Origin of the sequence: Tautonia plasticadhaerens, from assembly GCF_007752535.1 — a bacterium.
GTDB lineage: Bacteria > Planctomycetota > Planctomycetia > Isosphaerales > Isosphaeraceae > Tautonia > Tautonia plasticadhaerens.
Map to the genome: position 1 here is coordinate 7,086,681 of NZ_CP036426.1, position 12,361 is coordinate 7,099,041.

The following is a 12,361-nucleotide window of genomic DNA, read 5'->3' on the forward strand; positions in this document are numbered from 1 at the left end:
TGCTAGGACCCTGGTGCAGGCTCTCGTCGTGGAATCACCTCCGACCACCCCCCCCGCGTTCGACTACGACCAGATCCCCCTGGGCTACTACGACGAGGTGATGCGGACCGGGCACCCGGTCCGACGGTGCTGGCACCGCCAGAAGTTCCAGCGGGCCCTGGCCGCCCTGCCGCCGGGGCCGGGGCTTTCGGTGCTCGACATCGGCTGCTTCGCCGGCACGTTCCTGGGGATGCTGCCGGGCGATCGGTTCCCCAGGCAGCTCGGGGTGGACATCATCCCCAAGCAGATCGAGTGGGCCGCCTCCCATTATGCTGCCCCATACCGGGAGTTCCGGGCGATCCCCGGCCTCTCCGCGCTGGCGGATCTGGGCGAGACGTTCGACTGCGTGACGCTGATCGAAGTCCTGGAGCACCTCTCGGCGGAGGAGATCCGGGCGCTGCTCGGGCACGTCGGCCGGCTCCTGAAGCCGGGGGGCCGATTCCTGATGACCACGCCCAACTACGCGAGCGCCTGGCCTCTGCTGGAGCGGATCCTCAACCGGGCCTCCGACGTGAAGTACGAGGAGCAGCACCTCTCGAAATTCACCTACCCGGGCTTCGAGCGCCAGCTCCGGGCCATCTCCCCCGGGTTCGAGCGCGATCTCGAGCTGGAGCTGAAGACGACGAGCCACCTGCTCAGCCCGTTCGTGGGGGCGATCTCCGAGCCGCTGGCCATGTGGCTCTCCCGGTGCCGGGACCCCGGCCAGTGGCGGTTCCCCTTCGGCAGCCTGATCCTCGCCCGGTTTCGCAAGACGGAGGGCTGAACCCCCTCGGCCGGCTTCGGGGTGGCCTCAAGGGGCCGGGGGCGTCGGACCCGCCGGCCCGAGCTGCCCCGGATGGCCCCTCCGGTAGACGCGGAGGGCCTGCCCCTCGAAGACCGGTTCGAGGCCGTCGAGGGCGTCGCCGATCCGGGGCCAGAGGGCGAACCCCTCCCAGTCGGGCGGATAGAACGAGATCACCACGCGGGCCCCGGAGAGCTGCTCGGCCTTGCGCCGGACCTCCTCGGGCGTCGGACAGCCGGGGTAGAGGTAGGCGACCGTCGGCGGGGCGAACCCGGGGAAGAGGACCGCCCCCCCCTCGCTCATGGCGAGCAGGACGGGCCGCTCCCCCCTGGAGAGCTCGAGCGCCCTGGCCCACTCCTCGCGTTCCCGGGGGCTGGCCCAGAGATCCCGGGTCGACGGGCTCGGGGCCAGTTCCTCCCGGAGCATGCGGGCCGCGATCAGCTTCGACCGGTCGTTGACGAGCAGCAGCCCCGCCAGTGCCCAGACCAGGAGACGATGGCGGGGGCCTCGATTCGCCAGCAGGGCGAGGCCGAGCACGAGCATCGGCAGGGAATAGACCCAGGTCACCCGATGGCCGAATAACAGGGTCACGAAGGCCAGGTGCACCGCCGCGCAGGTGGCGACCAGCTCGTCATCCCGAGCCGCTTCGGCGCCCTCGACGCGCCGGGCCAGGCGCAACCCGGCGGCGAGCCCCCCCCCCGCGAGGATCGCGGTCCCGAGCATCCAGAAGCCGACCTCATACCGGAAATAATCGAACGGCCCGGCGTCCGGGAGGTTCCAGAAGTCTCTCCCCCGGCCGTGGAAGAAGCCGAAGTCGTTGAGCCGATAGATCGACGCCCCCGTCGCGGGGGAAATCGTCCGGGCCAGCGAGCGGGGACCGAACGCCAGGGCGAGGATCGCGCCGAGGGCGAAGGCCGTGATCGCCGGCAGGGCGATCACACGGGACAGAGCAGTCCGATTCACCCTGCTGGCCGAGGCCGCCGCGATCAGCACGACGAACCCCTGCACGAAGGCGAGCGACGGCTTGACGAAGCAGCACGCCGCGAGCAGGGCGAGGGCCGAGCCCCGCTTCCCCCGGGCCTGTTCGGCCAGGGCGAGGACGAGCAGGGCCTGCTCCAGCACGTGGGTCGAGGTGAGGCCGGTGACATACGAGAGGTCCGGCATCGCCAGGGCGATCAGCACCAGGCCGGCGAGCCCCACGCCCCGGGCCGTCGCGAATCGGGCCAGCCCCCAGCATGAGAGGGCCAGGAACGCCAGCGTGAGCCCGTGGAAGGCGCCGGGAGATCGCCCCAGGAGGCCGTACCAGAGGCGGCCGGCGAGCAGGGGGAGCAGGCCATACGGATACCCGAAGTCGACCCCGGGCCGGGACCCGCGACCGATGAGGTCCTGGATCGCCAGCTCGGCCCCCGAATCCATGGCGACGAACCGGAGGAACATCCGATCCGGGGCCCGGAGGACCGAGGAGGCCACGCCCAGCGCCGAGAAGGCCGCCGCGATCCCGGCGACCCTGGCGAGTCGCCGCCAGTCCCTCTTTCGGCCGGCGGTCGTCCTCCCCGGCTCGTCGTGCCCGTCGGGATCAGGACCGAAGCCGCGCACCCTGGCCTCCTGTCGCGTCACTCGACGCTCGACCCCGGGCTCGGGCCCTGGCCGATCGGATGTCTCCTCCCAGGGGGAAGCCCGACCCGGGGGGCGTTCCGGGCGTCCCACCATCCTACCCGACCGGCCCTCCCCGTCGAACGGCTCGCCCGTCCCGTGACCGACGGGAAACGGAGGCCCGGCGCGAACGCGATCCCCGGTGCTCGGGCCGCCACCACGTCGGCCCGAGCACCGGGGATCGCCGGAAGGAAAGATGCGTCCCGCTCGGCGGGGGTCGGGGGACTCTCCCCGACCCCGGGCCGATCAGCCGCCGCCCGGGACGGTGGCGACGGGCGGGCCTCCGCAGCGTCGGAGGTAGTCCTTGTCGATGTAGACGACCTCGACCCGGGCGTCCCTCGTGTTGAAGGGGATCGGGTAGTCCGACCAGTAGACCTCGTCGAAGTAGATGGTGCACTTGTAGTGGCAGTGCACCAACTCGCAAGGCCCGGCCAGGGGGTAGACCTTGCAGGGGTCGACCGACTCGCCGATCTTCTCGATCACGAACCGGGCGTTGTTGCGCTGGACCGTGTAGAACGGGTCCATGCCGGCCCGGAACTTGGGGATCTTGGCCCAGATCTCGGCCTCGCTGGGCGGGTCGAGGCAGGGGGGCGGGGCGAATTCGCCGGGGACCGGGTCCAGGATCGGGACGCGGTCCATCTCCTCCTTGTAGATGTCCTCCTCCAGCCGCTGCGACTGCGACGGCAGGATCGGCCAGGCGAAGGACCATCCGGTGGGATGGAGCGGCGAGATGTTGCGGTAGACGTACGGGATGCCGCAGCCGCCGATGCCGGCGGAGGTCGCCAGGAACAGGGCGCCCGTCAACAGGCCGCGAATCCATCGCGGGGTGTGCGGGCCCCGGTGCCGCGCGGAACGGGTCATCGTGTCTTCCCCTCCTTGGGATCAGTCGCCATCCGTTCGGGGGGCCCTCCACCCCTCCGACTCCGGCGCCGGGACCGTCCCCGCCGCCTGCCCTCCGGGGGCATCGCCCCCCTCGGGCCGGCCGGGCGGCCGTCTCTCGACCTCGGATCGCTCCGATTATCGGACCGAGGCCGCTCCGGCTGTGAGAAATTCCGCGGCGCCGGTGGAGGCCGCGGCTCCCCGGTCAACCCGAAACCGGGCCGACCGAGCGTTTCCACCGGAAGGATCGGCCCGACCGGCAATTGATCTTGAGTCCCCCCTTGACGATCCTCGACGGCCGGCCCGCTTGAGCCCCGCCGGGCCGGCGCGTAAACTGTATCCCTGTCGATCATCGCCCCGACTCAACACGGATCCCGGCCGCCCGCGGGGGGGCACACCGGATGACGCGCACGGAGGTCGAATCGCCCTGGGGCTGGGCCGTGCCGCAGCGATCGGCGCTGGCGACGATCGTCGGCGTCGGGGCCATCGCGTTGCTGCTCGGCCGACCGGCCGCCGGCCCGGCCGTCCCCCCTCCCCCCGGGGCCGTCTCCGTCGAGCTGAACTCGGCCCCCCCGGCGGTGCTGCTCGCCCTGCCGGGGCTCGGCCCGAGCCGGGTCGATCGGATCGTCTCCGCCCGTGAGGAGGCCCCCTTCGAGTCGCTGGCGGACCTGGAACGCCGGGTCAAGGGGATCGGCCCGGCGACGATCCGGGGGATCGAGCCCTGGGCAAGGATCAGCGAGGCCACCGGGACGATGCCCCCCGACCGATGAGCCCCGGGCCCGCGCGACCGCCATCCGAGAGGGAACGTACGATGATCCGCCCGCGCGTCTCCATCGCCGCCCTGATGGTCGGCGTGCTCCTAATCGCCGGCGGATTCGCGGCGCTGAACTACCCGTCCATCCTAGGGGCGAACGCCCTGGGGACGCTCCTGCAGGGGTCGCTCCTGGTCTCGATCCTCGGCGCCGTGCTCGGTCGGGGATCGCGACGGGCCTTCTGGTCCGGCTTCGCGATCTCCGGGGTCGCCTACACCCTCATGGTGTTCGACCTCGCCCCCAGGCCCTCCCCCACCCGCCCTCTGCTCGTGACGGGCGACCTGCTGATCCTCCTGAAGGAGGTCATGCACGACGACCCGAATACCTGGGACAACCACCTCGAGTGGATGACGACGACCCAACGGACCGACTGGACCCTCTTCTACCAGACCGGGCAATCGCTAATCGCCCTGATGGTCGGCATGCTCGGAGGGCTCCTGGGCCGCGGATTCGCGGGAGCCGATCCCGAGCCCGCCGCCCCCCGACTGCGTCGAGAAGGCTGACACCCCGCCAGCACGCCCCGATCGCCCCCCCGAGGCCTCCATGACCGAGTTCCAGATCGAACGCCCGTTCTCCCCGGCCGGCGACCAGCCGGCGGCGATCGAGGCCCTCGTCGCCGGCATCCGGGAGGGGAAGGGGCACCAGACGCTGCTCGGCGTCACGGGCTCGGGCAAGACGTACACGATGGCCAACGTCATCGCCCGGCTCGGCCGGCCGGCGCTGATCCTCTCGCACAACAAGACGCTCGCCGCCCAGCTCTACGCCGAGTTCCGCGACTTCTTCCCCCGCAACGCCGTCCGCTATTTCGTCAGCTACTACGACTACTACCAGCCCGAGGCCTACATCCCCCAGCGGGACATCTACATCGAGAAGGACTCCTCGATCAACGAGGAGATCGAGCGCCTCCGGCTGGCGGCGACCAGCGCCCTGGTCAGTCGGCGGGACACGATCGTCGTCTCCTCGGTCTCGTCGATCTACGGCCTCGGCTCGCCGGACGACTACCGGAAGATGATGGTGCACCTGAAGCTCGGCGACGAGGTGGACCGGGACGAGATGCTCCTGAAGCTGGTGGACATCCAGTACGACCGCAACGACGTCGCCTTCGAGCGCGGCAAGTTCCGGGTCCGGGGGGACGTGGTCGAGGTCTGGCCGGCGTACGAGGAGACCGCCGTCCGGATCGAGCTATTCGGCGACGAGGTCGAGGCGCTGGCCGAGATCGACCCCGTCTCGGGCAAGGTGATCGAGAAGCGGCAGGACCTCTACATCTACCCGGCCCGCCACTTCGTCCTGCCCGAGGAGCGGATCAAGGGGGCCGTCGACGCGATCAAGGAGGAGCTGGACCAGCGGCTCACCCAGCTCAAGGAGCAGGGCAAGCTGCTGGAGGCCCAGCGGCTCTCGGCCCGGACCCGGTATGACGTCGAGATGCTGCTGGAGGTCGGCTACTGCCAGGGGATCGAGAACTACAGCCGACACCTCACCGGCCGGAAGGCGGGGGAGACGCCGAACACGCTGCTCGACTTCTTCCCCGAGGACGCCCTGATGTTCATCGACGAGTCCCACGTGACCATCCCCCAGGTCCGGGGGATGTTCGCCGGCGACTTCAGCCGCAAGTCGACCCTGGTCGAGCACGGCTTCCGCCTGCCCAGCGCCCTGGACAACCGCCCGCTCCGCTTCGACGAGTGGGAGACGAAGCTCGGCCCCCGGGTCTACGTCTCGGCCACCCCGGCCGACTACGAGGTCGGCATGTCCGGCGGCGAGGTGGTCGAGCAGGTCATCCGTCCGACCGGCCTGGTCGACCCCATCGTCCGCGTCGAGCCCGCCCGGGGCCAGGTCCCGGCCCTGCTGGAGGAGGTGAAGCGGAGGGCCGAGCGGAGCGAGCGGATCCTGATCACCACCCTGACCAAGCGGCTCGCCGAGGACCTCTCCCGATACCTCAAGGAGCAGGGGACCCGGACCAAGTGGCTGCACTCGGAGCTGGACGCCTTCGAGCGCGTCGAGATCCTCCGGGAACTCCGGGAGGGGGCCTTCGACGCCCTGGTCGGCGTCAACCTGCTCCGGGAGGGCCTGGACCTGCCCGAGGTGTCGATGGTCTGCATCCTCGACGCCGACAAGGAGGGCTTCCTCCGCAGCGAGACCTCGCTGATCCAGACGATCGGCCGGGCCGCCCGGAACGTCAACGCCGAGGTCGTCCTCTACGCCGACACCGTCACCCGGTCGATGCAGAACGCGATCGACGAGACCAACCGCCGGCGGGAGAAGCAGCTCGCCTACAACGCGGAACACGGGATCACCCCCGAGACCATCCGCAAGGCCATCCGCCGCGGCATCGAGGAGGAGATCCAGGCCAGGTCGATCGCCCGGAAGGCCGTCGGCAAGGACGAGCGGGGGGCGATCACCGAGGAATACCTCAACGAACTGGAAGGGGAGATGCTCCAGGCCGCCGAGTCCCTCGAATTCGAGCGGGCCGCGGCGCTCCGCGACCGCATCCTCCAGCTCCGATCCCAGGCCGAGGGGGGCCCGGACCGGCCGGTCGCCTCGGAGCAGGCGGTCGGGGCCCGACGCCGGGGGGGGGGCAAGAAAGGCCGAGGGAGGCCGAAGCCCGGATAATTTCTCGGCCCGGGGGCCGGGCCTTGACATCGGGCCGTCGAGGTGCTCCCAAACCGGGAGAGGACGCCAACTTCGGTCGCCGCACGGCGGCCGGCGGGACATGCAGTCACCCATCATTCGCGGCTCCAGGTGTCCCACCACCCAATGGATCCTCGTAGGAAGGGTGTTTGCGGTCATTTCGCCGAGCCCGGAGCACCCGCCATGTCCCCCCGCATCCTGGTTTTGCTCAGTCCCTTCGGGCTCGCGGTGCTGATCGGCCTGGCCGTCCCGAACATCGACGAACCCGAGACCCCGCCGAGGGGGCCGATGGAGAACTTCTCCCTGGACCGATACCTCTGGCATCGTCGCCCGATCCTCGTCTTCTCGCCTTCCCCGTTCGAGCCGAGGTACCAGGAGGCGGCCAAGATCCTCGCCCGCAACGCCGGCCCGCTTGCGGGGCGCGAGGCCGTCGTCGTCGAGGTCGTCCGCCAGGGGATCAACCGGGCCGAGGGGCGGCCCATCCCCCGCGTGGTCGCCGAGGAGCTGCGCGGACTCTTCGGGGTCGAGCCCGAGCAGTTCGCCGTCATCCTCGTCGGCATGGACGGCACCACGGCGCGGCGGTGGGAGATCCTCCCCCCGCTCCGAGAGCTCTACGAGCTGATCGACGCCGAGGCGCTGCGGCGACCCGAGACGACGCAGCCCCCCGGCGACGGGCCCGGTGAAGGCGACGGGCCCGGAGACTGACCGGGGCCCGACCCTCCCCCTCGCCATCCGGGACGGGGACCGGCCGGGCCGAGACCTAGTCCCTCCCGGCGACCGACCGCACCGGAGCCGACCGACCCCGGACCCTCCCCATGACCGAGCCCGCACCCGCACCCGAGTTCGACCTCGGCCCCGCCGAGCGGGAGAACGCCGAGACGCTGATCGCCCTCGCCCTCGCCGAGGATCTGGGAGACCTCGGCGACCTGACCGGGGAGGCCACCATCCCGGCCGACGCCATCGGCTCCGCCCGCTTCGTGTCGAGGCAGGACGGCGTCCTGGCGGGCCTTCCCGTGGTGGCGCTGCTGGCCGCCCGCTTCGGCCTGGTCGACGGGTTCGAGCCGGTGCTCCGGGACGGCGACCCGATCCGCCCCGGGGCCGTCATCGCCCGGATTTCCGGCCCCATGCGCCCGATCCTGGCGATGGAGCGGACGGCGTTGAACTTCCTCCAGCGCCTCTCCGGGGTCGCCAGCCTCACGGCCCGCTTCGTCTCGGCCGTCTCCGGCACCGGGGCGACGATCCTCGACACCCGCAAGACGACCCCGGGATGGCGGCTCCTGGAGAAGTACGCCGTCCGGTGCGGAGGAGGCCGGAACCACCGGGTCGGCCTGTATGACGCCATCCTGATCAAGGACAACCACCTCGCCTGGCTCGCCCCGAGCGGCGACCCGATCGGCCGGGCCGTCGCCGCCGCCCGTCGGGTGGCCCCGGTGGGGACCGTGGTCGAGGTCGAGGTCGACTCGCTCGACCAGCTCGACCGGGCCCTCACCTGCCGGCCGGACGTCGTCCTGCTCGACAACTTCCCCCCCGACCGCCTGGTCGAGGCCGTCCGACGCCGGGACGAGGCCGCGCCCGGGGTCTTGCTGGAGTCGTCCGGCGGGATCACGCTCGACACCGTGGCCGAGGTGGCGAGGACCGGCGTCGACCGGATCAGCGTCGGCGCCCTGACGCACTCGGCCCCGGCGCTGGACATCGCCCTCGACGAGGACGCCCCCGGCGACGGGCCCCCGGACCCGAGGCGCCTCGGGTGAGCCTGCAATTCGGATTCCGATGCCGGTGATTTGACACCGCCGCCGATCGCGGCCTAGGGTTCCGGCGTCGGGGGTGTTGGTTGCCCCCGGCCCGGCCCGGAAACGGGCCGGAGAGTCGCCGGCCCCGGTCGGCGCGACGCATCGGGGGACGGTGCCTTTGGGGAGGGGCACCGGCTCCTCGGGGGGGCGGGGGAGGTGCACCGGATGCACCGAGGGGCCCCCGCCCCCCTCCTCGATCCCGGCCGCTCGCCCCCTTGGAAGGGCGGGCCCCGGGCTGCTAGACTCGATCGCGACGGCGAGGGGAACGGACCCGGACCGACTCGCGATGGAGCCCGATCGATGACCGTCGCCCCGACCGAGCGCCCGACCTCGACCCGCCGACCTGCCGGCGCGTCGACCCGGCCCTCGGCCTCGGCGTTCGTCTGCCTGCTCGCCGCCGGGATGAGCCCGGCGACCGCCCTCGAGAACCCTCCCGACCGAGGCAACCCGGCCATGAACGAGCCCGGCCGGCAACCGCTCCTCGCCACCTACTACGAGCAGCTCGACAGGGACGGCGACCTCGACGCCTTCCGGGCCGCCGTGGAGTCCCGATACTCCGAGGGGACCCTCTGCCGGCTCGTCCATGCAAATGACGTCCGGGCCCGACGCTCGGCCGTCATCGCCCTGGGCCTCTCCGGCGGCTGGGGCTGCAACGCCTCGCTCGCCTCCGCCCTGGCCGACGACGACCCGATCGTCCGGGACCAGGCGAGGAAGTCGCTCTGGGCGGTCTGGTACCGCGCCGATTCGCCGGAGAACAACGACCGGCTCCGCTCCGTCGCCGAGCTGATCGGCCGGGGCCTGCTGGACGACGCCCGGCGCGCCGCCTCGGACCTGATCCGATACGCCCCCGGCTTCGCCGAGGCGTACAACCAGCGGGCGATCGCCCATTTCTTCTCGGGCCGGTTCGCCGAGAGTGCCGACGACTGCCGGCGGGTCCTGGAGCTGAACCCCTACCACGTCGGCGCCCTCGACGGCCTGGCCGGCTCCTACCTGAAGCTCGGCCGCCCCGACCTGGCGCTGGAGACATACCGCCGGGCCCTGAAGCTCCAGCCGCACAGCGAGGCGCTCCGGAGGACCGTCGAATCCCTGGAATCGGGCCCCCGATGAGCCCGCCCCCGGCCCGGCCGAGATGCCCGGCAGAGGCGGGGACCGCGAGGTCGATGCGCCCGATCCCCCTCCCCACCCCCGTCGCATGATCCCCCTGCCGATCGACCCCCGATTGCCCGAGATCGTCGACGCGATCCGGCGGCACCGCTCGCTCGTCCTCGTCGCCGAGCCGGGGGCGGGCAAGACGACCCGGGTGCCCCCCGCCCTGCTCGACGCCGGGCTGCTCGGGCCCGAGCACCCGAACCTGGTCGTCCTCCAACCCCGACGAGTGGCCGCCCGGGCGACCGCCTCCCGGATCGCCGACGAGCGCAGCTGGACCCTGGGCGAGGAGGTCGGATACCTCGTCCGCTTCGAGCGCAAGGTCGGTCCCAGGACCCGGCTCCGGGTGGCCACCGAGGGGATCCTGACCCGGCAGCTGCTGGCCGACCCGGGGCTGGACGGGGTCGGCGCCGTGGTGCTCGACGAGTTCCACGAGCGGAGCGTGCACACCGACCTGGCCGTCGCCCTGCTCCGGGAGGTCCGGGAGGCGCTCCGGGAGGATCTGATCCTCGTCGTGATGTCCGCCACGCTCGACGCCGGGCCCGTCTCTCGATTCCTCGACGCGCCGGTCCTGAAGATCGAGGGCCGGACGTTCCCGGTCGCCGTCTCCTACCGCGCCTCCGACGGCTCCCCCCTGCCCGACCGCGTCGCCGCCGCCGTCCGGGAGGCCCTGGACGCGCCCGACGACCCGGGGGACGTCCTCGCCTTCCTGCCCGGGGCCGAGGAGATCCGCCGGGCCGCCCGACTCCTGGAGCCGGCCGCCTCCTCCGGCGGGTTCGCCGTGCTGCCGCTCCACGGCTCCCTCCCGAGTGACGAGCAGGACGTGGCCCTCCGGCCCCTCGACCGGCGCAAGGTGGTGCTGGCGACGAACATCGCCGAGACCTCGCTGACGATCGACGGCGTCCGGACCGTGATCGACGGCGGCCTGGCCCGGTTCGCCTCCTCCGACCCCGCCCGGGGGCTCGACCGCCTGGAACTCGCCCGGATCAGCCGGGCCTCGGCCGACCAGCGGGCCGGACGGGCCGGGCGGACCGCCCCCGGCCGCTGCGTCCGCCTCTGGGCCGAGCGGGAGACCCGGGGCATGGCCCCCTTCGACCCCCCCGAGGTCCGCCGGGTCGACCTCGCCGCCGCCGCCCTCACCCTGCACGCCTGGGGGGCCACCGACCCCCGACGCTTCCCCTGGTTCGAGCCCCCCTCCCCCGAGATGCTCGACGCCGCCGAATCGCTGCTGCTCCAACTCGGGGCCGTCGAGCCCGGATCCGGCCGGGTGACGCCGACCGGCGAGGCGATGCTGGCCCTCCCCGTCCACCCGAGGCTCGCCCGGCTGCTGATCGCCGCCGCCGGATTCGGCGCGATCGAGCTTGGCGCCGCCGCCGCCGCCTTGCTCTCGGAGAAGGATTTTTCGATCCGACGGGGTCCGGTCCCCGGGGCCCGAGCCCCCGAGGTCCATTCCCGCTCCGACGTGCTCGTCCGTCTCGACCTGCTGGCCGAGGCCGAGCGCGTCGGCTTCAAACCCGGCCGGATGGACCTCCGAATCGACCCCCATGCCGCCCGGGCGGTGGCCCGGGCCCGGGACGACCTGCTGCGGGCCTGCCGGCGCCGCGATCGGCTCCCGGAAGGTCCCAGGGCGACCGACCCCGACGAGGCCCTGCTGCGTGCCCTGCTGCTCGCCTTCCCCGACCGGGTCGCCCGCCGCCGGGCCCCAGGCGACCCGACCGGGAGGATGGTCGGCGGCCGGGGGGTCCGGCTCGAACCGGAGTCGGCGGTCCGGGACGACGCCCTGTTCCTCGCCCTCGACGCCCGGGAAGACCGCCGGGGCCCCGGCCCCCTGGAACTCCGGGTGCGGATCGCCAGCGCCGTCGAGCCCTCCTGGCTGGAATCGCAGTTCCCCGGGGACTTCCATCGGGAGGAGGTCGTCCGCCTCGATGAATCGAAGGGCCGGGTCATCGGCCTGGCGATCGAACGCTACCGGGATCTCGTCCTCCGCGAGGCTCCCACGGGATCCGTCGACCCGACCCGGGCGGCCGAGGCGCTGGCCGACGCCCTCGCCCCGCGGGCCCCGGAACTCGTCCGCTCGAACGAGGCCGCCTGCTCCTGGCTCGATCGCGTCTCGTTCCTCCGCCGGTGGGTCCCCGAGGCCGACCTCCCCGCCTTCGGCCCCGACGACCTCGCCGAGGTCGTCCGCTTCGCCTGCATCGGCAAGCGATCCGAGGACGAGGTCCGACGCTCCCCGATCGTCTCGCTGCTCCAGGGCCGCCTGACCCCCGTCCAGCTCCGCCTGCTGGCCGAGGAAGCCCCCGAGGTGATCGAGGTCCCCAGTGGCAGCCGGCATCGCGTCTCCTACGAGGGAGACGGCCCCCCGGTTCTGGCCGTCCGCCTGCAAGAGCTGTTCGGCTGGCCCGAGGCCCCCCGGCTGGCCCGGGGCCGGGTCGCGGTCCTCCTCCACCTGCTCGGGCCGAACTTCCGCCCGGTCCAGGTCACCGACGACCTCCGGAGCTTCTGGACGACCACCTACCACCAGGTCCGCAAGGACCTCCGCAACCGGTACCCCCGCCACTCCTGGCCCGAGGACCCTCGGGACGCCCCTCCCGAGGCCAAGGGGGGCCGTCGGCGATCCTGATGATCCGGACAAATCT

At 72.5% G+C, this 12,361-nt stretch carries 10 protein-coding genes; 8 read left to right on the top strand and 2 right to left on the bottom strand.

What is annotated here, in order from left to right; all coding sequences use genetic code 11:
* The first annotated feature begins 28 nt into the window (after positions 1-28).
* Positions 29-802 (top strand): class I SAM-dependent methyltransferase, encoded by a 774-nt coding sequence (locus ElP_RS28255; RefSeq protein ID WP_145275929.1) that lies wholly within the window; start codon positions 29-31, stop codon positions 800-802.
* A 27-nt stretch (positions 803-829) separates the two neighbouring features.
* Here the strand turns inward: ElP_RS28255 and ElP_RS28260 are convergent, their stop codons facing one another.
* Together ElP_RS28260 and ElP_RS28265 are read right to left on the bottom strand one after the other, a co-directional pair.
* The gene (locus ElP_RS28260) at positions 830-2,437 is read right to left on the bottom strand and encodes a hypothetical protein (RefSeq protein WP_145275931.1); all 1,608 of its coding nucleotides are present in this window, start codon (positions 2,435-2,437) and stop codon (positions 830-832) included.
* A 282-nt stretch (positions 2,438-2,719) separates the two neighbouring features.
* Positions 2,720-3,334: a hypothetical protein gene (locus ElP_RS28265; protein ID WP_145275933.1), complete on the bottom strand. Its 615-nt coding sequence runs from the start codon at positions 3,332-3,334 to the stop codon at positions 2,720-2,722.
* A 419-nt stretch (positions 3,335-3,753) separates the two neighbouring features.
* Here ElP_RS28265 and ElP_RS28270 point away from each other — a divergent pair, with 419 nt between their 5' ends.
* The 7 genes from ElP_RS28270 to hrpB all read left to right on the top strand — a co-directional run bounded on the left by ElP_RS28270 (position 3,754) and on the right by hrpB (position 12,345).
* Positions 3,754-4,122: a ComEA family DNA-binding protein gene (locus ElP_RS28270; RefSeq protein WP_145275935.1), complete on the top strand. Its 369-nt coding sequence runs from the start codon at positions 3,754-3,756 to the stop codon at positions 4,120-4,122.
* A 41-nt stretch (positions 4,123-4,163) separates the two neighbouring features.
* The gene (locus ElP_RS28275; RefSeq protein WP_145275937.1) at positions 4,164-4,667 is read left to right on the top strand and encodes a hypothetical protein; all 504 of its coding nucleotides are present in this window, start codon (positions 4,164-4,166) and stop codon (positions 4,665-4,667) included.
* Positions 4,668-4,707: 40 nt separating this feature from the next.
* The gene (uvrB, locus tag ElP_RS28280) at positions 4,708-6,771 is read left to right on the top strand and encodes an excinuclease ABC subunit UvrB (RefSeq protein ID WP_145275939.1); all 2,064 of its coding nucleotides are present in this window, start codon (positions 4,708-4,710) and stop codon (positions 6,769-6,771) included.
* Positions 6,772-6,972: 201 nt separating this feature from the next.
* Complete coding sequence (locus ElP_RS28285) at positions 6,973-7,494, top strand: DUF4174 domain-containing protein (protein WP_197446447.1); 522 nt, start codon at positions 6,973-6,975, stop codon at positions 7,492-7,494.
* Between the two features lie 110 nt (positions 7,495-7,604).
* Entirely contained in the window at positions 7,605-8,540 is a 936-nt protein-coding gene (gene nadC / locus ElP_RS28290) for a carboxylating nicotinate-nucleotide diphosphorylase (RefSeq protein WP_145275943.1), read from the top strand.
* Positions 8,541-8,879: 339 nt separating this feature from the next.
* Positions 8,880-9,686 (top strand): tetratricopeptide repeat protein, encoded by an 807-nt coding sequence (locus ElP_RS28295; protein ID WP_261344391.1) that lies wholly within the window; start codon positions 8,880-8,882, stop codon positions 9,684-9,686.
* Between the two features lie 85 nt (positions 9,687-9,771).
* The gene (gene hrpB / locus ElP_RS28300; protein ID WP_145275945.1) at positions 9,772-12,345 is read left to right on the top strand and encodes an ATP-dependent helicase HrpB; all 2,574 of its coding nucleotides are present in this window, start codon (positions 9,772-9,774) and stop codon (positions 12,343-12,345) included.
* Positions 12,346-12,361 lie beyond the last annotated feature (16 nt).

Excerpts from the sequence above, each read along its gene's own strand:
- ElP_RS28265 (WP_145275933.1), bottom strand. The coding sequence starts at position 3,334 with ATGACCCGTTCCGCGCGGCACCGGGGCCCGCACACCCCGCGATGGATT.
- ElP_RS28270 (WP_145275935.1), top strand. The coding sequence starts at position 3,754 with ATGACGCGCACGGAGGTCGAATCGCCCTGGGGCTGGGCCGTGCCGCAG.
- ElP_RS28275 (WP_145275937.1), top strand. The coding sequence starts at position 4,164 with ATGATCCGCCCGCGCGTCTCCATCGCCGCCCTGATGGTCGGCGTGCTC.
- uvrB (WP_145275939.1), top strand. The coding sequence starts at position 4,708 with ATGACCGAGTTCCAGATCGAACGCCCGTTCTCCCCGGCCGGCGACCAG.
- ElP_RS28285 (WP_197446447.1), top strand. The coding sequence starts at position 6,973 with ATGTCCCCCCGCATCCTGGTTTTGCTCAGTCCCTTCGGGCTCGCGGTG.
- nadC (WP_145275943.1), top strand. The coding sequence starts at position 7,605 with ATGACCGAGCCCGCACCCGCACCCGAGTTCGACCTCGGCCCCGCCGAG.
- ElP_RS28295 (WP_261344391.1), top strand. The coding sequence starts at position 8,880 with ATGACCGTCGCCCCGACCGAGCGCCCGACCTCGACCCGCCGACCTGCC.
- hrpB (WP_145275945.1), top strand. The coding sequence starts at position 9,772 with ATGATCCCCCTGCCGATCGACCCCCGATTGCCCGAGATCGTCGACGCG.